At 49.9% G+C, this 21623-nt stretch carries 19 protein-coding genes; 12 read left to right on the top strand and 7 right to left on the bottom strand.

What is annotated here, in order from left to right; genetic code table 11:
* The first annotated feature begins 7 nt into the window (after positions 1-7).
* The 8 genes from P8J86_11245 to P8J86_11210 all read left to right on the top strand — a co-directional run bounded on the left by P8J86_11245 (position 8) and on the right by P8J86_11210 (position 7897).
* Positions 8-724 (top strand): FliH/SctL family protein, encoded by a 717-nt coding sequence (locus tag P8J86_11245; protein MDG2055269.1) that lies wholly within the window; start codon positions 8-10, stop codon positions 722-724.
* Positions 721-2148, top strand: coding sequence for a FliI/YscN family ATPase (locus tag P8J86_11240; GenBank protein ID MDG2055268.1), 1428 nt, complete (start codon positions 721-723; stop codon positions 2146-2148). Before P8J86_11245 ends, P8J86_11240 begins: the two co-directional genes overlap by 4 nt.
* Positions 2145-2597, top strand: a complete 453-nt coding sequence (locus P8J86_11235; protein ID MDG2055267.1) for a hypothetical protein — start codon at positions 2145-2147, stop codon at positions 2595-2597. Before P8J86_11240 ends, P8J86_11235 begins: the two co-directional genes overlap by 4 nt.
* Positions 2598-2614: 17 nt before the next feature.
* Positions 2615-3358 (top strand): hypothetical protein, encoded by a 744-nt coding sequence (locus tag P8J86_11230; GenBank protein ID MDG2055266.1) that lies wholly within the window; start codon positions 2615-2617, stop codon positions 3356-3358.
* Complete coding sequence (locus P8J86_11225; GenBank protein ID MDG2055265.1) at positions 3276-4940, top strand: flagellar hook-length control protein FliK; 1665 nt, start codon at positions 3276-3278, stop codon at positions 4938-4940. The genes P8J86_11230 and P8J86_11225 overlap by 83 nt, the downstream gene beginning before the upstream one ends.
* Position 4941: 1 nt before the next feature.
* A complete protein-coding gene (locus P8J86_11220) occupies positions 4942-5550 on the top strand; it encodes a flagellar hook capping FlgD N-terminal domain-containing protein (GenBank protein ID MDG2055264.1) in 609 nt (202 codons plus the stop codon).
* A gap of 332 nt (positions 5551-5882) precedes the next feature.
* The gene (locus tag P8J86_11215) at positions 5883-7655 is read left to right on the top strand and encodes a flagellar hook-basal body complex protein (protein MDG2055263.1); all 1773 of its coding nucleotides are present in this window, start codon (positions 5883-5885) and stop codon (positions 7653-7655) included.
* Positions 7656-7699: 44 nt separating this feature from the next.
* Positions 7700-7897 (top strand): flagellar FlbD family protein, encoded by a 198-nt coding sequence (locus P8J86_11210; GenBank protein MDG2055262.1) that lies wholly within the window; start codon positions 7700-7702, stop codon positions 7895-7897.
* A 19-nt stretch (positions 7898-7916) separates the two neighbouring features.
* Here P8J86_11210 and P8J86_11205 read toward each other — a convergent pair whose 3' ends face one another.
* The 4 genes from P8J86_11205 to P8J86_11190 form a co-directional block, all read right to left on the bottom strand.
* Positions 7917-9083 carry a DegT/DnrJ/EryC1/StrS aminotransferase family protein gene (locus tag P8J86_11205; GenBank protein ID MDG2055261.1) on the bottom strand — a complete coding sequence of 389 codons (1167 nt, stop codon included), beginning with the start codon at positions 9081-9083 and terminating at the stop codon, positions 7917-7919.
* Between the two features lie 68 nt (positions 9084-9151).
* On the bottom strand, positions 9152-10633 hold the full coding sequence (locus P8J86_11200) for a hypothetical protein (GenBank protein ID MDG2055260.1): 1482 nt from the start codon (positions 10631-10633) through the stop codon (positions 9152-9154).
* Positions 10634-10685: 52 nt separating this feature from the next.
* Positions 10686-12389: a DnaA/Hda family protein gene (locus P8J86_11195; GenBank protein MDG2055259.1), complete on the bottom strand. Its 1704-nt coding sequence runs from the start codon at positions 12387-12389 to the stop codon at positions 10686-10688.
* Between the two features lie 743 nt (positions 12390-13132).
* Entirely contained in the window at positions 13133-14122 is a 990-nt protein-coding gene (locus tag P8J86_11190) for a GNAT family N-acetyltransferase (protein ID MDG2055258.1), read from the bottom strand.
* Between the two features lie 121 nt (positions 14123-14243).
* On the opposite strand from P8J86_11190, the gene P8J86_11185 reads away from it, so the two are divergent.
* The 4 genes from P8J86_11185 to P8J86_11170 all read left to right on the top strand — a co-directional run bounded on the left by P8J86_11185 (position 14244) and on the right by P8J86_11170 (position 17709).
* Positions 14244-14885, top strand: coding sequence for a hypothetical protein (locus tag P8J86_11185; protein MDG2055257.1), 642 nt, complete (start codon positions 14244-14246; stop codon positions 14883-14885).
* A gap of 83 nt (positions 14886-14968) precedes the next feature.
* The gene (locus P8J86_11180; GenBank protein ID MDG2055256.1) at positions 14969-15271 is read left to right on the top strand and encodes a 50S ribosomal protein L27; all 303 of its coding nucleotides are present in this window, start codon (positions 14969-14971) and stop codon (positions 15269-15271) included.
* Between the two features lie 73 nt (positions 15272-15344).
* On the top strand, positions 15345-16370 hold the full coding sequence (gene obgE / locus P8J86_11175; GenBank protein MDG2055255.1) for a GTPase ObgE: 1026 nt from the start codon (positions 15345-15347) through the stop codon (positions 16368-16370).
* Between the two features lie 133 nt (positions 16371-16503).
* Entirely contained in the window at positions 16504-17709 is a 1206-nt protein-coding gene (locus P8J86_11170) for a hypothetical protein (protein MDG2055254.1), read from the top strand.
* A 41-nt stretch (positions 17710-17750) separates the two neighbouring features.
* Here the strand turns inward: P8J86_11170 and P8J86_11165 are convergent, their stop codons facing one another.
* From P8J86_11165 to mutS, 3 genes are read right to left on the bottom strand one after another with little or no spacing between them, the layout of a single operon-like run.
* Positions 17751-18320: a thioredoxin family protein gene (locus tag P8J86_11165; protein MDG2055253.1), complete on the bottom strand. Its 570-nt coding sequence runs from the start codon at positions 18318-18320 to the stop codon at positions 17751-17753.
* Positions 18321-18340: 20 nt separating this feature from the next.
* Positions 18341-18904 (bottom strand): thioredoxin family protein, encoded by a 564-nt coding sequence (locus P8J86_11160; protein ID MDG2055252.1) that lies wholly within the window; start codon positions 18902-18904, stop codon positions 18341-18343.
* A gap of 4 nt (positions 18905-18908) precedes the next feature.
* Positions 18909-21602 carry a DNA mismatch repair protein MutS gene (gene mutS / locus P8J86_11155; GenBank protein MDG2055251.1) on the bottom strand — a complete coding sequence of 898 codons (2694 nt, stop codon included), beginning with the start codon at positions 21600-21602 and terminating at the stop codon, positions 18909-18911.
* Positions 21603-21623 lie beyond the last annotated feature (21 nt).

Raw genomic sequence — 21623 nt, 5'->3', positions numbered from 1 at the left:
GTAGGCAATGCCACTGATTAAATCCAACCAGGCAGCAGAAGCGACAAGTGGAGCTGTTGTTGTTGATTTCGAAGATCTTGGTCGGCAGGCGACTCGCATTCTTGATGATGCTCGAGCGAAAGCGTCGGAGATTATTGCGAAGGCTTCTCAAGAAGCATTAGAAATTAAAGCCAAGGCTGCTGTAGAGGGGATGGCTCAGGGACAAACTGAGGGATTCAAAACGGGCTTATCAGATGGCCACGCCAAGGGAGAGGCTGAAGCTCAAGCAAGTCATAGCGAGGCAATTGTGCAGCTCGTTGCACAGTGGCAGACACAAATCAACTCGTTTGTTGATAGTCGTGCTCAGCTACTTGAATCGTGTCGGACACAGGCTATTCAGCTTTCGCTGGCAATTGCCAGGCGGGTTGTTTACCGCGTCGTTCATGAAGATCCAGGCGTCGTAGCAGATCAACTTTCCGATGCACTGGCAATGGTTTCTCAAACGTCTGAAGTCGAAGTGGTGATACATCCAGATCAGGATGCTCTTGTTCGTGACGTATTGCCAGATATCTGTGCGACACTACAACAAGTCGATTCAGTTGCACTGACGCTTGACGCTGCCATTACACCTGGGGGATGTCTGGTGCGTACTCGGGGCGGTGCCATTGATGCAACTATTGAGACTCAAATTGATCGTATCATCGACGAACTGATTCCATCCGTACATGATGGGACTGGCCTTTGAATGGGCTTCAACAACATATTGAACGAGTAGCGACTATGGAAACGATGGAACTGTCTGGTTCTGTTGTTTCGGTTCAAGGGCTGAGCGTGCAAGTAGAGGATCTTCCAGTCCCTATTGGTGGCTTAGTGCGCTTTGAGCAACGCGGTCAGCAGCTGCATCAGGAGCAGAACGCGCCTCGCGGTGAAGTCATTGGTTTTACGCAAGGGGCGAGCATTGTCATGCTCTTTGGTGAGTCTACGGGTATTTCGCCTGGTACGCGTGTCACAGGAGAACAGTCCGCCCAGACTGTTCAGGTGGGGGAAGGCCTACTCGGACGCGTGATTAATGGTCTTGGGCGTCCGATCGATGGAAAGGGACCGGTGCCTCATACCAGACCACGACTGTTGATGCCGGATCCAACAACAGCGCTTCGGCGACGTCGTATTCAAAATCCACTTCCGACTGGGATTCGCGTCATTGATGCCATGATTCCTATTGGAAAAGGGCAGCGAGTCGGTGTCTTCTCTGGGCCTGGTGTTGGCAAGTCGACTCTGTTGTCATCAATTGCAAGAAATGCAAGCGCTGACGTGAATGTCATCGGTCTGATTGGGGAGCGAGGCCGTGAGGTCCGAGACTTCTTGGAGCAAGCACTCGGGCCTGAGGGATTAGCTCGTTCTGTGGTTGTGGTTTCGACAGGTGATGAGTCTCCATTGATGCGTTCTCGGGCGGCATTTGTTGCTTGTAGTGTGGCGGAGCACTTTAGAGATCAGAATCAAGATGTGCTTTTGATCATGGACTCAATCACTAGATTTGCGCAAGCACAAAGACAAATTGGTTTAACTGCTGGAGAGCATCCAGCGACGCGTGGTTATACGCCTTCTGTTTTTTCCTCGCTGCCAAGACTCTTAGAGCGAGCTGGTACTTTGGAAAGCGGTGGTTCTATTACCGGCTTATATTCCGTTCTTGTTGAAGGTGATGATCTCTCTGAGCCCATTGCCGATGCTGCTCGAGGCGTGCTTGACGGACACATGGTCTTGAGCCGTTCTTTAGCAGCTCGAGGGCATCATCCAGCCATTGATTTGGCTGATTCAATTTCACGGGTTGCAGATGATATCTGTGGAAAGCCACATCAAGCTGCGCGTCGCTGTTTGAGTAGCTTACTGGCAGCATATAGGGGTTCTGAGGAACTTATTACGATCGGCGCCTATGCCAAGGGCTCTGATCCTGAATGTGATTGCGCTATTTCTATGATGCCGCAATTAGATGAGTTTCTTCGCCAAGGCGAACATGAGAAGGCGTCATACCCAGAGACTTGTAAGCGCATTGTGGAGTTGGCAGCTCATTCTCAGATTCAAAATGCCCAGCAGATGCGTGTTGCTGCAATGAGCCCTGGACAACAGGTTGCAACGACTGGAATGGGCAAAAATAGGAATACAGGCTTATGAGTCGCTTTGTGTTTAAACTCGATCCGGTACTTCGCGCTCGTCAGGCTATTCAGAGGCAGCAGCAGCGATCTGTTGCTCGGCTAGAACGGCAGCGGGTTATGCTTGAGCAGAAGCTTCGCCATCAACAAGAGTGTCTCAAAGCAGGCCAAGAAGCATTACGCGAAAGAATGGTTGGTGTAGTTGATACGGCTCAACTGCGGTTGCATGCAAAGTCTGCATTAGCTGTTACGCGGCACGCACAGAGTATGGTTATTGATTTGGCGACTGTTCATCAGGAGCTGCAATCTGCCAGGGTTGAGCTTTTAGAAGCCAGGAAACAATGTCTGGCCATAGAGATTACCCGACAGCGTAGATATGAGGTTTGGCAGCAAGAGCAGTCCCGCAAAGAGCAGGCCAATCTGGATGATCTCAGTAGTAATATTAAGAGAAGAGAGGAGTCGCTCATATGAAAACCTTGTGGAACGTCGTGAGCGTCATTGCTGTTATTAACTTGCTGGCACTCTTATGTATTCTTGTGGTGCTCTGGCAAAAAGGCTCTCTTGATCATAATCGTATCGAAAATGCATGGTTATCTCTGACTCATTCAGAAGCAGAGGTTGCCGATCAGGCCAGTGACAACAGCATAGAAGCGGTTGTTGTTTCAGAAAATGAGGCGAATCTCCCAGACTATCTTCCCCTGGCGAGCCAACAGGAAGTCCAGCGAATTGCACATGTTCATACCGTCCATGCACAAGCAAGACGACGCTTGGGTGATGAGAGAGATATGCTCATTCGTCAGCTTGAATCAGTGAGTGCTGAGCTAGAGCGACGACAAATAGCATTTGAAGAGCAAAGGGAAGCATGGAAAATGGCCATCGAAGCGCAAGTGGTGCGCAAAAAAGACGCGCAGTTTCAGCACACGGTTAAAGTGTTAGAAGCTCTTCCAGCGAAACAGGCAAAAAATATTTTGCTTGAGATGATAATTCAAAAAGGCCCCCAGGAAGGCATGCAGGAGGCCACTTCTTATCTAAATTCGATGTCAATTGATGCCACTTCTCGCATTCTGCGTGAGATGAAAGACCAAGAAGAGACAAGAGTGGCAACGGATTTGCTTGAACATCTAAGACGCTTCGGATTATCTGGAGTTGATGAGTTCAACACTAATGCAAAACCCAATGCTCCTAACGCAACAATCCACAATACCGAAGGTGTCGGTGCCGACACCTTGTAGGAACTGCGCTAGTCGAGAAACAAAAACGGCTGAAATACCATTTCATGAATATGCGAAGGCAGAGCATCAGAGCGGTGCGTTGGCCGGTGCAGGGGAATCACTGATTCAGCAGCAGGAGCCAGAAGTGGTGGTTCCAGACCAGGAAAATGCGGTCGAAGTCGCAGCAGACTCCGCATTTGAGGCCAACGCCAGCGTTGATCAACCGAAGGCTCCAGTCGTCGGTGATGCAACCAGTGGTGTGATCGTGGTCCAAGATGTCGTGGAAGCAGCCATTTCAAACATCCAAGTGGGCCTTGAATCGATGCCATCATTGGTCGCCATGCCAGATGCCCCGCCGAGCAGTGCTCATATTCCGCAAGATGTATCTGGTATGTCTGAATCAGCATCGTTCTTCGCAAATTTGGCGATCGGTGCTCAGGGCGACTTGGTCAGTAGTACTGGAGCAGTCGCGGCTCGTTCGATGAATTTGCAACAGCTCGAAGCAGGGCATGAATCTCATCGTCTTGGTATGTCTGCTGAATCAATTGCTGTGAAGCAAACATTACTTGAACAAATATCATCAATGAGCAAGCAAGTGCCTGGAGCAGAAAGCCAGTCGAAGGAAAGTCTTCAGCTTTCTAGATCACCAGAATTAGCATCTACTTCGCTCGTAGATAAGTTGCGTGGCCAACTCAATCAGAAGCCGATTCAGTCGCTTCTGTTATCAGCAAATGAGAATACGTCATCACTAAATCATGGTAAAAATCAGTTAGATCCGAAGCAGATATCTACAAAGGTGATTCAGCAAAATGCTGGCCTACGCCAGTTTGGCGAAGATCACTCTTTTTCGCCAGCTCAAGCACGAGCTGAGCAAGTTGATATGCAGTTGCAGCATCAGCGAATGATGAAGGTATCAAATGCTCCCTTAAGTGAGCCGCTGAGAGCAGCAAACGTTTCGGCCGTTGGAGATGCTGTTCAGGGAAGCGCTCACGCGCCTTTGTCTTCACCCATTTTCTTAGGTGAAGCTTTAGATAGCCCATTGGTGGCACGTGGATCAGTCTTACTCAATGGTGGAAGTACTACAACATCTGTAGCCACTGATGCTTCAAATGGCTTGATCCAAGATCGTAGTGAGTTGAATCAAATGGGTACTCGACTTGTACGTGGTATGAGTGCCATGCTGAATCAAAATGGCGGCATGATGCGGATGCGTCTTGAGCCGGATGCACTCGGTGAAGTACGTATTCAAATGAATCTGAATCGTGGCAGCGTATCAGTGTCTTTTGAGGCATCCTCAGCAGAAGCCCGCGGCTTGATACAGCAGCACCTTCAGACATTGGAAGCAGCCCTTAAAGCCCAAGGAATGACAGTCGAGCAACTGACTGTGAAGGGTGGGCAGTCTACCGCAGGTCAATCCAGTGAATCGCAGCAGGGCCAGTATGGGGACGAGGCAGGAGAGAGAGAAGAGCACGGCCAAGATCGCGGCGATCACAATTCTGAGAAAAGAGCTGGTGAAGATCGCTTCGCCCCGCTCCTTGATTTGCTGAATTTAGAATCAATAGCAGTTGAAGAAAAAGAGCATCTAAGCACGGAGGCGATGTGAAATGACAGATATCTCAGCTCTTGCGGGAACAGCGAGTGTTGATCGAAATCCGAGTAACGGATTCGCGTCAATGACCAGTGAGGACTTCATGAAGATTATCTTCACGGAGTTGGCTTATCAGGACCCACTGTCGCCGACTGACTCGACGGCAATGTTGCAGCAGCTCGATTCAATCCGATCCATAGAAGCTGATCTACGTCTCAACGAGGACCTTAAGGCATTGGTCTCTCAGAATCAGTTGGCAGCAGCAAGCTCAATGGTTGGCAAGTTTATAGGTGGTATGGCTGGAGACTTCGGCCGGGTTGCTGGTTATGTCGTCTCAGTTATCAAAGAAGGTGACAGTGTCAATATGGAATTGGATACTGGATTCGTTGTGCCGTTTGAATCGGTAGAAACGATTGTCGACCCATCTATCTTTGAAAATCTAGGCGACTCTACTGATGAGACATCAACAGAGGGCACTGGTGACGAAAGTGGTGCTGCGGGGACCGATGATTCAGCAGATGAGACGGGTACGGATGACGGTGGTACATCTGATGGAACTGGTACAGATTCGGGTACCGGCGGTGATGCCGGTACGAGCGGTGAAGGCGGTGAGGAGCCTGGTTGATCACGTGGGCGTCTTGGTCCTCGGTTCAACAAGATCATTGGTAAAGCAGCCCTTTTCAAAGAGGGCTGCTTTGTCTTTTGCTGATGAGCGACGCATATTTCGCCGGTCGATCGGCAGAAAATGCCGAGCGTGATCAGCGCTTTATTCGTCGAGTCCTTGCCAGAGAGGCCTCAAAGGGTATTTCGTCGATTTTTGGGTTCTTCTGAATCGGAGGTATGGCAATTGCACTTGTCATAGGTTGACTACGCGACCACCACTCTGGTCGTTTCCTTAGAGGCACTTTGGAACCTCTAGGAATTGGCGACTGAGTGTAAAGCAGGAGAATTTTGACGATGCCATCAACCACAGCACTATTCACCGGACTTTCAGGGTTGGCAACAAATGCAAGGCGTCTGGATGTCATTGGTAACAACATTGCCAACGTCAATTCAACCGCATTTAAGTCCAACCGAATCCACTTCGCCCCGACGTTTAGTCGAACGCTTTCGATGGGCACCTCACCGACGGGGCTCACTGGCGGAACAAATCCGCGACAGATTGGCCAGGGCATTATGATCTCGGCCACGCAACGAGACTTCCAGAATGGCGCAATCAGTGCTACTGGTATCTCTACTGATGTCGCTATTGAAGGTGATGGGTTCTTTGTTGTGCAGCAGGCAGGTGAGCAGTTCTATACGCGCGCAGGCTCTTTTCAACTGAACGAGAATAATGATCTGGTCACCGTTTCGGGTGGGCGTGTCATGGGGTATGGAGTTGATGATAATTTCGGCCTCGTGGAAGGGCAGTTAGAGGGAATCAATGTCCCTCTTGGCGTCCTTACAATTGCAGAAGCAACACGAAACATGAGCTTTAGTGGCAACTTCAATGCAGCAGGTACACCAGCAACGACTGGATCCATACATGAGAGTCGGGCCTTTTATCTAAATGACCCAAGCTTAGATCCTGGAAATCTCCTACTCGATACCAGCATTGATTTAACCGATCCAGCGAATGTGCTTTATATCGATGATGGAAGTGGCGGCTCATCGGTTGCATTAGAAGGGGGCTCTAACGCGTCCATTACGATTAGTGGAATTGAAAAGGGTGGCCAAGATATCGGCGAATACACCTTTGCCTTTTCTTCTACAGAAGTTGCTGGCGCTGACGCATTCGGCACAACGCTTCAGGACTTTCTTGACTTTATGGGAGATGTCATGGGGCTTGATAGCTCCACGGTTTCTGGTCAATCCTTAGGCGGCGGTGTTTCTTTTGCTGATGGTGTCATCACCGTCAATGGCAATGAAGGCACTGCTCAAGATTTGAATATTGATACCGCTGACATGATTGTCAACAGTGACTCTGCAACAGGTATTAATGCTCCATTTGTCATGACAAAGACTGCAAGTGCTGACGGTGAATCAGTACGCACGAGTTTTGTGGTTTACGATTCTTTAGGTACGCCTATTACAGTTGATTTGACCTTCGTGCTTCAAGAGGCGCTCGATGGAGAAGGTACGACTTGGGAGTTTGTGGCCGAATCAAGTGATAACGCAGATGTAGATCGCCTGGTTGGAAATGGTGTGGTTAAATTTGATGACAGTGGCCAGTTTATTTCTACGACCAATGAGTCGTTTAGTATTACTCGAGACAATGGCGCTGTGTCGCCGCTCACCGTCCGAATGGATTTTGCGAGTGAGGGAGGGCCGGTCAGCGCGCTGACCGGAAATGTGAGTCAGTTAGCAGCTACATTCCAAGATGGTTCTTCGCTTGGCACACTGGCTTCTTTCTCGATTGGTGAAGATGGAACAATATCCGGAGCGTTTACAAACGGATTATTGCGACCTATCGGGCAAATATCATTGGCCAAGTTCGCTAATTCAGCTGGACTTGAGGATGCAGGAGATAATCTCTTTCGTGTTGGCGCTAATTCTGGAGAGGCAATTGTTGCAAGCCCACTAGAGTTTGGCACTGGCCGATTGATTGGCGGCGCTTTGGAGATGTCGAACGTTGATCTCTCACAAGAATTCATCAGTATGATATTGGCTTCAACAGGATACTCTGCGGCAAGTCGAGTGATCACGACCACTGATGAACTGATGGATCGCCTTCTGGCCCTGGGTCGCTAAAACATCAATAGAGATTTACTAGTGCATAATGACAGGAGGCGAACGTGATCACTGTCACCCGGCTCAATGGAAAGCCGATTATTGTCAATGCTGACCAGATCCGTAGCATCGAAGAAAACCCAGATAGTACCATTGCTCTGATGAATGGCGATCGAATCATTGTTCAAGAGAACATGACTGAGATTGTGAGCCGGGTTGTTGAGTATGGACGATCGCTCAGAAAATTGGTCGTTCCATCGTAGTGTGAAAGCACACGAGTCATTAGTCACGTGTGAAGCTAATACGACTGAGCATCACCTCAAGAGTCTGGCATGCCAGATCTATTTCATCCTCTGTGATTCCAGGGAAGAATGGCAACGCTAATGTCCGCTGGCTTACAGACTCAGCGACTGGAAAGTCGCCGAGATTATGGCCGCACAATTCACGGAAGTGCGCCAGATGCGGAATAGTAGGGAAGTAAGCCGCCACACCAACATCGTGGCGATGTAGGCCACCCATAATGAAATCACGATCATCTTTGTTGAAGTGATCAGTGAGTCGAATGACATAAACGAACCAGCTCATAAATGTTTCAGGTTCAATTGTGGGCAAAATGAAGTGTGGATTGCCCATTAAACGACGTGTATAGGACTCGGCAACCCGCTGTCTAGTTTCAATAAGCTGGTCGAGCCGGTGAATCTGTGAATGCCCGAGTGCGGCATGCATCTCACTGAGACGGAAGTTGTAGCCCATCTGGGTTGGAAGCATGGGGGCACCTAAATCTACCGGTAGATCTATTGTGTTCGGTTCGGCGCGGCCATGATTTCTGAGTGAGCGACATGTAGCGGCGAGGCGATCATCATCGGTCACGAGCATTCCACCTTCGCCGGTGGTTATCTGCTTATTTGGGTAAAACCCAAAGACAGCGACGCGTCCAAAGCGTCCGATTGGTGTATCACCAGAGTGGCCACCGAGGCCCTCACAAGCATCTTCAATGAGTGGAATCTCATGTTTTGTGGAAAGTGCAGCGAGCCGTTCCATTCCGGCAGGATTGCCAAAAACTTCAACGCCAATGATGGCCTTGGTCTTTGGTGTGATATGTTTCTCGACCTGATTAGCGGTCATATTCAGGGTTCTTGGATCGCAATCAACAAAGACAGGCGTGGCGCCAACATGAAGAATGCAATTGGCACTTGCAACAAAGCTAAATGCGGGTGTGATCACCTCATCACCTGGTCCCACGCCTAAAGCAAGCAGTGCCAAGTGCAATCCAGCGGTTCCAGAAGAGACGCCAATACCGTGTGATCTGCCAATTCGCGTGGAAACTGCTTGCTCGAAAGACTCCAGATGGGGTCCCATACTGAGGCGCCCACTCTTTAGCACAGATGTGACGGCGTGAATATCAGCTTGAGTAATATCAGGATGAGAAAGCGGGATTACATTGTCCAAGGGAAGTGTACTCCATGGAAGTTTATATTAATCCACATCGTTCCATGACCGGTGTTGTGAGCAAGTTACTACTCTTCAAAAACTTCAGCAAGAGCACGTTCAACACTATCTGTGTGGCGTAGGTAAAGCCATGCAGCTTGAATCTGAATAACGTCAGCGACTCGTCCTCCGCCAGCTGCAATGACCTTGAGTTGCTGAAGATCTGTAGGTGTTAATTCTTCAAGGTGTCGAGCCATCAGAATTGTGGCAAGAGAATCAGCGCGGCCAAGTCCAATACGGCGAAGAGATTTAGCCTCGTTGCCTAGTTCAGGAATTGGTGAAGCAAGGAGTCCCATGAGTATGGCCTGCTGTCGCGCGGAATCATCCTTGGCTTCACGAAGCAGGGATCGAAGAACACCAGGATTAATCTCTGCGAGCTTGCTGGCAGCGATGATGGCCAGCATGAAAGAGTCCTCAGATGTCTCGTTGGCATCACCAACGCGTTCAATGATCCAAACTAAAAGTGGTGTGGATTGATCTGTAGGCATCTCGTCAATTTGTCGAATGATCCAATCAGTAGTCTTGAGGTGCTGCAGTTCTAGTAACGCAGTAAGCTGTTCAGTTGCAGTTTGTCCCGCATTAATGGGTTCACCTGCATCAAGCATCTTATTGATAAGCACGTCATCACTGCCCAGTATTTCTCGAACATTGGCAGTAATAGGCGCGCCGCTTTCGAGCATAAGCAAAGAAAAACGCACTTTTTGTCGGTGACTGGGATCGGGTCCCAACATTCGAGCCCAGAGTTCAGTGCCTTGCTCAGGATTGAGTGACAGAATTGTATAGAGGCCCCAATAGACAGCATCTGGATCAAGATTAGGATCTTCTAGTTGGCGGTAGACCCATGGGATGGCTTTGGTCAGTTCGTGTTGACGTATAAAGTCAAAGACGTATACCAACTGACTGGACGTCTCTTTTTTGGATCTTGTTGACAATCGCTCGCTGAAATTATTGAGTGCGCCAGAATCACCTTGCTGACACAGCAAGCTGCTCGCGAAACCAGATACGCGGAGATTTGGATCATCGGAAAGATTGATTAGTTTTTCAGTAGGTATCGATTCACCCTGCTGGGTCAATACACCGTACAAAAGTAGTTTTGGAACCTGCTCAAGATCATCCCACTTGAGGATCTCGTGTATTTGTTCAGTCGTGAGAAGATCTGAATCCAATGCGTTCGCGATCACGGCTTGTCTTGCCTGTGGTTGCAGTTGGGTGATGAGCCAGGGGTCAAGGCCGTTTTCGGCGTCCAATTCTGCAAGTCCCAATAAAGCATGGACTTGAATCTGCCATTCAGCAGACGGCACCAACTGGTAAAAGACGCGTCGAAGTTCTGGATCTCGAAGTTGCCTCAGGCTGGCTAGGAGATTGAGGTGATTCCCATCACGCTGCGGGGTGGTGGCTCGGCGCAGTAAGTTGACATTGGGATCAAATGTTTGGCCACTCGCGAGAGGGACCGTCGTCATGACCAGGAGCAAGATGGCCAATTGGCCATACAAATAACGGTGAAAGCACATGTTGGGATTGTAACGCCCTTGGATCGGTCGGGGCATTTTGAGGCAATTAGTTTTAGCTTGATAGTGAAGATGTTTGCCGTCGAACCTCGTGACGGAGCTGATCAGTGAGCTCTCTGAGGTCGATTGGTTCTGCTTCACCAGGGATATCAACACGATCCTCTGCCTCAATCCGATGCGCAATTCGCTTGGCTGCAGTGTGGATCGTGGAGTGATATGAACGTCCGAGTGCCTGGGCAATCTCTGGATAACTAAGAGCAGTCATTTTTCGGCCCATATAGGCCACTACGCCACGAGCGAGTGTGACAGTGCGCTGGCGACTCGATCCAATCAGATCGGCCTGGGAAATCGTCAATCGATCGCAAACAGCCTGCATGATTGTCCCAATTCGAACAGGGGTGGAGGGTTGCCAAGTGTCACCCTTAAAGAGCTGTTCCGCAAGTAAGCGGCCGATCGTGCCCTGTTCTCCACCGCTATCTTGTTTACCAATCGACTGCAGGGCGCCAAGTTTTGTGATGGCGCCTTCAAGCTCTCGGACAGATCCGACGCAGTTGCCTGTGATCATATCGATGGCAGCATCGTTAATTCGCAGGCCCCTCTGATTTGCTAGCTGAACGATGAGGCGGCGTCTGGTCTCCCTGTCTGGCCGATCAACACAGACCACCATGCCGGACAGAAAACGACTAATCAGTGCGTTGCTAAATCGCTTGATGTGTCTGGGATGCTCATCTGAAGCAAGCACAATTCTTGAACCTGTAAGGTCAATCGCATCTAGTGTGTGAAGGAACTCGCTCTGAGTTCGAACTTTGTTAGAGAGAAAGTGCACGTCATCAATAGCAAGTAAATCAAGTCGCCGATGTCGTTGTCGGAACGCGTCTAATGTTTGGGTTCGCACTGCAGCGATGTATTCATTGGTGAATTGCTCGCCGGTGACGTATCGGACCGCATCTGGGCGATCGCATGACTGAAGAAACTTGCGGCAAACACCTTGGAGTAGGTGTGTTTTTCCAACACCACACTCTCCGTGTATGAATAGGGGGCTGTGCGAAGCAGCATTCGGATCCGACGAGAGTCGAATAGCAGCGGCATAGGCAAGCTGATTGCTTTTGCCAACAATAAAGTGCTCAAGCGGGCGAAGTGATGAGTGCCGAGGCAGCGGACTTCCAGCAGCGGTAAGGTGCCCATCTCGTGAGGTGCCCCATCGAGCAGGAGGTGGCGCGGAGGGCGAGTCGTCTCGATCTTGCCACTGGTGCCATCCTCGGTCGCCACGGGAACTCTTCTTTTGTTCGGTTTGCTGTGGTGCCTCAGCTCGATCCTCAGCGGATGTAGATGGGCTTGAGGTGCTGCCAGGGGAGGAATCCTCAAAGAGGTGGGGTGCGAAGGAGACGAGTATCTCAGCGGTCTCACCAATTGTTTCCTGGGCAACCTGTTTAAGATCTGCGGCAAAATTCTTGTCAATCCAATTCGCAGTGAACTGGCTATTGGTAATCACATTGAGGCAATTACCTTCAATGTCTAGGCGTGCATGAGCAAACCACATGTCGTATTTCTGAGTCCCAAGTCGATCTTCAAGGGTCCTGGCGATCTTTTTGGAAGCCCCCTTGGAGGAAGACTGACGAGCGGCCCGTTTGGAAAGGGGTTGGGCGTGTTCGTCGGCAGATACTGTTCTACCGCTTGCGCCGTCCGATGGACCTTTGCTAGAGCAAGTTGTATCCCGTTGCTGGGGTTGCTCAGCAGCATGACTGGACCGAGGTTTCACAGATCGATCTCCTCAACGTCTGTGCCGGATTCATGAGGGTTCTCAATATCGGAGAGAAATCATGAAACCGAAATTCGTTGCCGTTGGTTCAGCAGCATTCATCGTTCAACATCACTTATCTGAACAAGGCTTAGCACATATGTTCATCTGATGTTCAATACGAGCCCACCTATCGAAGGCAAACAGTTACCAATAATAATTTGTGAGTCCATCCATTCAGCACCAGATAAAAAACAATCTCATATCTGGGCATTGTTTCCCACTCATCCATCTACAGCTCTCATGCTCATGATCGAGGGTTGTTTCTTGATGCGATTGAAGAATCAAGGCACCACAAAAGAAACATCATTCGATCTCGCGAGCGAGCACTGAAAACTCTGTCACCCACCGTCACTTCGTCATGTTCATAGTTCATGACCAAGTGAATCGCTAGGCGGATCCCATCGACATCACGTCGTGGCATCCTGGCTACACAAAGTGGTAACAAGCGTCTACCACTTTGCTCGATGGCATCATGCGCGGGAATCTATCATCCTGACAGACGATCGAAGGCTACGATTCATCGGGCGTATATACAAGGGGCAATACCAGAACGTAAGTGACAAAACGTGCTTTCACCTCTATTTTTATAGGCTAAAAGTGAATTCAAAAAGAGTTGTCCACTCAATACTGACAAGATGTCAATCAACAGTGGACAACTACTGATTTGCATCATGAATTGCAGCCTACTTGACGGCGTTCGTCTAATCGTGCAGCGCATAGATCAGTGCTTGGCGTTTTAGAATCGATCTAAAACCAAAACGCCCGTAGAGAGCAATTGCGGGCACATTATTGACATCAACTGCTAAGTGGCATTTTCTTGGATGGATCTGTTCAGCAGTTTGTAACGCATGTTTCAACATTGCGGCACCAGCGCCACGGTTGCGCGCTGCCTTAGCAACACCCAGATATGTTAGTTCCAACGAGTTAGCGTTCATGTGGGATGCCAACATGATTGCGCCAAGGGGCTTTTTATCCTGTCTAAGGACCCACCAGAGGTTGAGTTCCGCATTACCTGTTGCCTTGTGTCCGGCCAGGATATCGGCGGTCTGGCGTAGTCCATGTAGGCCAGGGCAATCTAATGTGCCTTCATAACTTGCATCCAGAGCTGATAGAACGTCAGAATCATCATCTTTTGAGTAGGCATGTAGCTGGAGGTCTTCGGGTAGTGGCGGACAATCAGGCAGCGCGGTTTGAGCTGGCCTTTCCATGTAATGCAGTACCGCGAGTTCCTTAAGTCCAGCTTCTAAAAGTGTTTGCTGAGCGAGATGCTCTTCTGGAGCAATGAGGCTCTGTACCAGATGGACCTTTTTTCGGTCGAGCTGGCTCATGGCGAACGAAGCGAGGGCGGCAATTGGTGTGGTTTCTGCCTTGGAAATGGGTGGGGATGTCAGCAGCATGGCCGTCCGCCCGCGGTTAATGGCGCAGAGTGCTGCAAAGGCCAGCGGATCGTTCTGACCGGCTCCAGCGGCGGGACAGGCGATAAGGTTGTCCAGGTCGAGGTGATTCTCTCGAGCATAGGTCAGGAAGTTCTGAGCCTCGACGGCCGAGGCTTGATGGCGGCCTAAGAGGCAGATGATGGCCTCTTGAAGCCGCTCTGGATGATTTTTAGAGATCCAGAGGCCTGGTTCACGACTCCCCGGCTGGGCAGGTTGGATTGGAGAGGATGATGGCACTGCTACTTGATTCTCCATGCAGATCTCAAAAAAGACTGTTGGAAACTAGGCATTATTGGCCATGAAAGGATGGTCTGCCTTTGACGGACCCTGATGCAGGACTACAATACCCCACTTGAGGATCATAGGAGCTTTTCACATGGGCACTTGGCGTGCACATCAATCAATCAGTGGCTGCATGGGTCGCATTCTTTGTGTGACATTGGCCATTCTTGTCGTGACAAGCGTTTCGTGGGCCTATCCAAAGCCACGAGCGGTGCCAACGCGATGGGAGCTTGAGTTTACGCCTGGCGTTCTGCGTCTTTATACAGATACAGCAAGTGGTCAGAGCTATTGGTATTTCACTTACAAAGTGATTAATAACACCGGTGATGATCAGTTGTGGTTCCCAACCTTTACGCTCTATACCGATGGTGGTGAGATACTTAAATCTGGCGAAAATGTGCCATACCAAGTCACTCGGAAAGTTCGAGATTATGTTGGTAATGACTTTATGCAGATTCACTCTGATGTGATTGGCACACTTCGACAAGGACGTGGTCAGGCACGTGAGGGTATGGTCATATGGCCTGCCGGGAAGCTAGATATTACCGAGCTCTCATTGTTCGTAGGTGGTATCAGTGGCGAGCGAGCAACAGTCATCAATCCAGTTACTGGTGAACGCATCTCACTTCAGAAGACGATGCAACGAAATTACATTGTTCCAGGCAATCTTGTGCCCCGATCTGATCGGCCAATTGAATTGGACCCAGATGATCCGGAGCATTGGGTGTTCCGCTAAATCGCAAATACAGAAACCTCTTACAGAATGACAATGGCCCTAAGTTTTTAAAATAGGGTGATACCGACCGGGAGTTCAATTCAATGGCACATAAAAAGGGTCAAGGTTCATCAAAGAACGGACGAGACTCCAACCCTCAGTTCAGGGGGGTCAAGCTGTATGGTGGCGAATTTGCGAAAGCCGGAGCAATCATCGTGCGCCAGTGTGGCACGCATTTCAAAGCGGGTTATTTAGTCCGAAAGGGTCGAGATGACACATTGTTTGCGCTAGAAGCAGGAAATGTGTCGTTCCGAGGTCGTTTCATTGATATTGATCCCGCTGATCCAGACACACCGCGGATGACTGTGATCCAAAATCCTGTTGCGAGTAAGCAGCCTGCAGCATAAAGGCATTGCTTTGCGTATCGCGATTGCTTTGAGATCTTAAGGTTATAAATCAGCCCCAGTTGGTTGTTTGGCCATGCTTGTTGATAGAGCCAAGATATTTGTGCGAAGCGGAGCTGGCGGCAATGGCTGCATTAGCTTTCGTCGCGAGAAGTTTATTCCTAAAGGCGGTCCCAATGGTGGCAACGGTGGTCGCGGCGGTGATGTGATACTCATTGCAAGACGTTCGGTGGCAACACTTCTTGGTGTTGGTGCGCGGCCTCACTATCGTGCCAAGCGAGGTGATCATGGTACGGGTAAGAGCTGTACTGGTGCAGATGGAGCGAGTTGTGAGGTAGAAGTACCCCTGGGAACATTGGTCTTTGATGATGACAGTGGTCTGGAGATTGCTGACTTGATTGATGAAGGCCAGCGTTTTCTGGTGGCTCAGGGTGGTCGAGGTGGGCTTGGCAATGAATACTTTAAGTCATCAACTAATCAGACTCCGCGCGAATCGACAGATGGTGAGCCAGCTGTCGACAGAACGTTGCGTTTAGAACTGAAGCTGCTCGCCGATGTCGGCCTGATTGGATTGCCTAATGCAGGCAAGTCAACATTGCTCTCGGCGCTTACGGAAGCTCATCCCAAAGTTGCTGATTACCCGTTTACAACTCTTCGCCCACACCTCGGCATGGCAGAACTTCGTGGAGATCGCCGTTTTGTACTTGCCGACATTCCAGGGCTTATCAAGGGCGCTGCTCGCGGGGCCGGACTTGGATACGATTTTTTGAGGCATGTGGAACGCACAAGTACCTTGGTACATGTGATTGATGTGGCATCAATGGATGGTAGTGATGCGGTACAGAATTACTTCACGATTCGGGCTGAGCTTGAGGAACACTCAGAAACACTCGCAAGTAAACCCGAGATTGTGGCGATCAACAAAGTCGACTTGGTCATGCCTCAGGACATTGAGGAAGTATCACATCGCTTAATGACGGAAGCAAAACTGGCCAGTACACCTTTGGTTATTAGTGGTGCTACGCATTTAGGCTTAGAGGCATTGTTGGAGACTTGTTGGAAGTCCTTGACGCCCGATGATTCGGGTTGGAGGCCTTCATGAGCCCAGCTTCCATTTAAATATTTTCAGAAACATCGAAATCATAACTCAGATCGGGCGTTACCTCTTCAGGCACCGGGCAGGTTTCATGCCGGACTACATTAAGTGGTCCACTAACTGATCAAAGGAGAATTTAATGAAGTTTACACAACACCTTAAGGTGGCTGCGCTGTCGTGCGCCTTTGCTTATCCAGCAATCACCTTTGCTCAACCAATGCATCAAGAAGCGATGGTTGATCAAGCAACTAAAGAGTCGATTGGTAGAGCAGGCCATCGAGTGACCGTGAGTGACTTGTTGCCACGTCTTGCTGACCTGACAGGAAAACGCATTATCACGTTTGATGGCACTGGTTTGATTCAACCTATTGTGATCACTGGGGGCGGTGACGTGAAAGATCTTCCGTTAGAGGCTATTTACACAGCCTTTGTTGCCAACAGTATCAGCACCGTTGAGTCAGGTGATGATATCGTTGTTGGTGCAACTTCTTCGCTCGTTAAGAATTATGCTGGCTTCGAAGTGGTCGGTCCGGGCGTCGAATTTGATCGAAGTAATCCGTCTGCACTGATTGTCAAAATCTTTTCTTTTGCAGATACTGAGGCGGCATCTGCGGCTTCTGACTATCTCTATGACATTCTTGATGGTGCCGCTTTGTCACTCGATGTTCAACGTGCGCAGCTCGCCGTGTTGGGGCCAGTAGTGCAGTGCTCGCAAATAGAAAAAATGCTTGCGAAATCGATACTATCAAGTGGTTCAAGAGCATCTCATGCCGCCAGCTTGGTGTCTCTGTCATTTTCTGGTGGCCTGGTCTCGGACTACGTCAAGAGTCTCCAAGCCGTGCAGCCGAAACTCAGTGTGTTAGTCGGGGCTGATGCAGGCAGTATTCAATTGCCTGCGATTGAACTACATCAGGTTTCTGCTCGTTCAGCATTGATGGTACTGGATGGATTATCGCCAGCGGGTGATGTCCTCAAGGCCATTCATGTTATGGAAACAACACCGTATCCATCGGTTGGAGGTGAACCGGTCTTTCAACTCACGCTGCATGAAGCAAGTGCACGTGGACGAGGTTCCTCTAGTTCTCCTTATCGTCGAACGAATGAGCTTGGTCTCGGGCGAGCAAAAGACTGGAATGTTTGGTCAATTCGTTCCATTTTATCTGGCGAGTTGACCAGTGACGATATCCTGGCGACGATGCAAGAAGGCTTGGCGATGGTCTCCAGTGATGGGCCTGCTGCAGAATTATCCTATGACAACAAGACAGGATTGTTAATGGCTGCTGGCACCCCTGCTCAGGTTGTGATGGTTGGCAGAATGATCGAACGTATGCCTGAAACGAAGTAAGCAACTATTCAATCGTCCGAAGCACGGTGGCTGAACTTGATTCAGTCGCCGTGCTTTTGGCGTAGTCGGGGGCTGAGCGAGAGAAGAAGTGATACACGTTCACACTCATCGAGTACTTCATCTAGTACTGCTCGAACAGGATTTTCTGGTGGGGGCGCCAGTACATTTGAATCAGGTCCCAGCGTTTTTCGGGCGATGGATCGGTATCGGCTTAAGGTGCGATCGCCTATTCGTGAAATGGGCTCGAAGTCTTCAGCCATAAACCACGTGATGGGTACTCGAAAACCTGCGTTGATGGGATTTGCAGTAATGAGTTCAGCAAAATTCTCAAGACGTGGGATAAAACGAATTCGAAGATGCGTTGGGTTTGCTTCGGTGATGCGTTGTAAAGAAGCGCCCTGTAGGGCGCAATCGCCACACCATGGCCCAGTCATGCACAAAATGTGAATAGTGCGTTCCCATTGTTGAGCGCGTTTTGTTTGATCGGGATCAAGTTCAAGGAGGTCATACCGATCACGCCACTGTGGCCGTCGGTCAGGTTCAGCCATGTCGATGAGGCCGGCAAAATCAACACCTTGGTCGTAATGGGCTTTCAGAATGGAAGCGTTCATTAACATTAGTAAGTTACTTTCTAATCTCCGTGAATGGCTCGTAGGCGACCACTGAGCCGAAGTAGAAGATGTACGCGTTCAAACTCGTCGAGCCACTGTTGTAACGTCTCGTGAATTTCATCTTCAGGTAATATTTGGCTTGGTAGTGGGCAGACTGCGACGCCATGTCGTTGTGCCATTGCACGATAGCGGCTTAGGGTTCGATCGCCCATGATCGACACTGGCTCGAAATCTTCAGCCATGAAGATCACAACGGGGACACGCTGCCCTGCATTGATCATGAAATGTTTCGTGAAATCAGCGTGCTGATCACGATCAATCCAACGGAGGTCCACGCATTTGTTCGCTTGAGCGATTCGCTCAAGGAGCGGTCCTTGTTGCACACAATCGCCACACCAAATGCCACTAATGCAAAGTACTCGCATGGTGCGGGTGAATCCATGAATCAGGCGTTCTTGGTCAGTGTTGAGTTGTATTTGGTCGTAGAACTCCTGCCATCGCTTGGCCTTTTCTGGATCTGTGGCGAGATAGGCGGAGAAATCAAGTGCTTGATTGAAAATACTGTTGAGTTGGGTTTTATTCATGCGATCAAACAGAAGGGGGGGGCGTGTTGTTGATGTCAGAGTTTATTTTACGAAGGAGGTCAAATGCAGCCATGGGTGTCATGGTATCGAGTTGGAGATCGCGTAGTTCCTGCATTGCAGGATGTTCGGTCGATGAGGCAAACAAAGAGAGTTGTTCATTGTCATTATTTGGTCTGTCAGGGAGTGCTGAAGAGTGTTCTACGGCAAGAGAATCGAGTAGTTCACTGGCACGTTGGAGCGTCTCTTTAGGGACACCAGCAATTCGTGCGACGTGGATGCCATAGCTTCGATCAGTGCGGCCTGGCTCGACGCGGTGAAGAAACACGATCTGATCACCCCATTCTCGCACCGTCACATGCAAATTCTTAATATTGGCATGGGTATCGGCGAGTGTGGTGAGCTCGTGATAGTGGGTGGCAAAAAGTGTTCGGCACCCGATGCTGGCCAGTGATTCGGTGATTGCCCATGCAAGGCTCAGGCCGTCAAGGGTGCTGGTGCCACGGCCAATCTCATCAAGAATGACCAGACTTCGATCAGTTGCATGATGGAGGATGTTTGCGGTCTCAGTCATTTCAACCATGAATGTTGAGGCGCCCGCATGTAGTTCATCTGAAGCACCGATGCGGGTGAAGATGCGGTCGGTGAGTCCGATTGTCGCCTTTTCAGCAGGAATGAAGCTGCCGGTATGAGCGAGTAGTACCAAGAGTGCCACCTGACGAATATAGGTGCTCTTGCCAGCCATGTTGGGGCCGGTGATGAGCCCAAGTGGTGGAGAGTTGAGGTCGGCTGCGCCACCGAGCTCAGTATCATTGGGCACAAAGCCATCTCTCAACATGCGGTCAAGTACTGGGTGTCGGCCACCTTCAATTGAAAGTACTGGTTCTTTAGAAATCTTTGGTCGAACATGTTTGTATGCGACAGCGTTTTCCGCAAAGCATAAGAGCACATCGATTTCGGAAACAAGCACTGCAAAATCTGAGATGCTCGCGGCAGCATCTTGTGCGCGATGGCAGAAATCTTCAAAAAGCGTTTGTTCTCTTTCCACGCTCAGTGTCTTTGCATGAAGAATCTTTTCCTCAAACTCTTTGAGTTCGGGGGTAATGTAGCGTTCAGCATTTTTGAGTGTCTGCTTGCGTGAAAAATGATCGGGAACATTTGAAGTATGAAGATGTGTGACTTCAATGTAATAACCGAATACTTTGTTGTATCCAACTTTGAGTGATGGAATAGAAGTTTCTTCGATCAAAGACGCTTGGTAGTTTGCGAGCCAACCTGATGCATCAGTTTGCAAAGTGCGTGCTTCGTCGAGCGCTGCATCAATGCCTGTACGGAAGAGGCCTCCATCTCTGAGATGGGGGGGCGGTGAATCGACACAAGCTTCAACAATATCTCTTGAGAGTGGCCGGAGTTGATCTGAAAGTTTCTCAAGCCTCTCTTGGAATGGAGCAAGGGCTGGAGCAGCATCAAGCGGTCCAATAAGCCCGTCAAGTCGACTGATCGACTGGCCAAGTGCAACGAGATCGCGAGGCGTTGCCCGCCGTGTAGCAATGCGACCCACAATCCTTGCGACATCCTGAATCGGAGCAATTTGCTTGGAGAGGGAGTTGGCTAGGGCGCGATCATCGAAGAAGACCTGCACGATATCTTGCCTGGATTCGATCGTTTCGACATCTCCAAGCGGGAAACAGAGCCATTGACGGAAGAGACGCTTGCCCATCGGTGTGGTACAGCTTTGAAGTGCTGCTAGTAGTGACCCATCAACTTGCCCGCTACGAAGTGTTCGCTCGATTTCGAGGCTTCGAATGGAGATGGCATCAATATGAAGTCCGGTGCCATCATTGATTCGCTGGGGAGGTTGCAGGTGGGAAAGTCGAGAAGGCGAGTTTTGATCATCACAAGCTTGTGTTTCTTGGAGATAGCGAAGCAAGCCGCCGGCAGGGGATAACTCAATATCACCCTTGCTGAGCCCAAACCCCTCGAGTGTGTTGACGCCAAAATGAGATTCGAGACGTTCGCGCGCATCGGATTGTGCAAAAGACCAGGCTGGTCGGCTGGTTAACGCGCAACCGGTAAGCTCGGCGCAGCGGCGAGCAATTTCTGGTGGCTCTTCGAGCGTGTCTTCATAAAGCAGCTCAGATGGTCCCATCGCTACCAAGACGTCCAGAAGTGCTAATTCGGGTTGAGCAGCAACCTGGAAACGTCCCGTTGATAACTCTGCGATAGCGACTGCTGGTTCAGGATCTAGAATGAATGCGGCCACATGATTGCAGGCAGCTTCATCTAAGAGTGTTTCATCAACAAGCGTTCCAGGTGTGACCAGTCGTGTTACAGCTCGATCAACAACACCCTTTGCATCGCGCGGGTCCTGGATTTGATCACAGATTGCCACACGTTGGCCATGTTCGACCAGTCGACGCAAGTATGCCTCAAGCGCATGGGCGGGGACCCCAGCCATGGGTACACCTTCACTGCGCTGCGTTAGGGTCAATCCCAGAAGCTTGCTGACATGGACTGCATCCTCATTGAAGAGCTCATAGAAATCACCCATTCGGAAGAGAAGTACACAATCGGGATGCTGCTTCTTAAAACGCGACCACTGTTGCATCGCAGGGGTCGCTTGGGGATCGCGAGCCTTCTTCTTGGGCTGCTTGCGGGGTGCCTTCTTGGCGGATGATGGACCTGGAGGATGCTTCACCATGAAGTCAGTATTGTACTGGTC

The sequence above is a fragment of the Phycisphaerales bacterium genome (assembly GCA_029268515.1).
Taxonomy (GTDB): domain Bacteria; phylum Planctomycetota; class Phycisphaerae; order Phycisphaerales; family SM1A02; genus JAQWNP01.
The sequence above is the reverse complement of the archived record's forward strand: the minus strand, read 5'-3'. Positions and strand labels throughout refer to the sequence as shown.

What these genes read in the sequence shown, in the direction of transcription:
- P8J86_11235 (MDG2055267.1), top strand. Translation starts at nt 2,145, where the DNA reads ATGAGTCGCTTTGTGTTTAAACTCGATCCGGTACTTCGCGCTCGTCAG.
- P8J86_11245 (MDG2055269.1), top strand. Translation starts at nt 8, where the DNA reads ATGCCACTGATTAAATCCAACCAGGCAGCAGAAGCGACAAGTGGAGCT.
- P8J86_11160 (MDG2055252.1), bottom strand. Translation starts at nt 18,904, where the DNA reads ATGAATAAAACCCAACTCAACAGTATTTTCAATCAAGCACTTGATTTC.
- P8J86_11200 (MDG2055260.1), bottom strand. Translation starts at nt 10,633, where the DNA reads ATGTGCTTTCACCGTTATTTGTATGGCCAATTGGCCATCTTGCTCCTG.
- obgE (MDG2055255.1), top strand. Translation starts at nt 15,345, where the DNA reads ATGCTTGTTGATAGAGCCAAGATATTTGTGCGAAGCGGAGCTGGCGGC.
- P8J86_11185 (MDG2055257.1), top strand. Translation starts at nt 14,244, where the DNA reads ATGGGCACTTGGCGTGCACATCAATCAATCAGTGGCTGCATGGGTCGC.
- P8J86_11225 (MDG2055265.1), top strand. Translation starts at nt 3,276, where the DNA reads ATGAGTTCAACACTAATGCAAAACCCAATGCTCCTAACGCAACAATCC.
- P8J86_11190 (MDG2055258.1), bottom strand. Translation starts at nt 14,122, where the DNA reads ATGGAGAATCAAGTAGCAGTGCCATCATCCTCTCCAATCCAACCTGCC.
- P8J86_11165 (MDG2055253.1), bottom strand. Translation starts at nt 18,320, where the DNA reads ATGAACGCTTCCATTCTGAAAGCCCATTACGACCAAGGTGTTGATTTT.
- mutS (MDG2055251.1), bottom strand. Translation starts at nt 21,602, where the DNA reads ATGGTGAAGCATCCTCCAGGTCCATCATCCGCCAAGAAGGCACCCCGC.
- P8J86_11215 (MDG2055263.1), top strand. Translation starts at nt 5,883, where the DNA reads ATGCCATCAACCACAGCACTATTCACCGGACTTTCAGGGTTGGCAACA.
- P8J86_11220 (MDG2055264.1), top strand. Translation starts at nt 4,942, where the DNA reads ATGACAGATATCTCAGCTCTTGCGGGAACAGCGAGTGTTGATCGAAAT.
- P8J86_11180 (MDG2055256.1), top strand. Translation starts at nt 14,969, where the DNA reads ATGGCACATAAAAAGGGTCAAGGTTCATCAAAGAACGGACGAGACTCC.
- P8J86_11170 (MDG2055254.1), top strand. Translation starts at nt 16,504, where the DNA reads ATGAAGTTTACACAACACCTTAAGGTGGCTGCGCTGTCGTGCGCCTTT.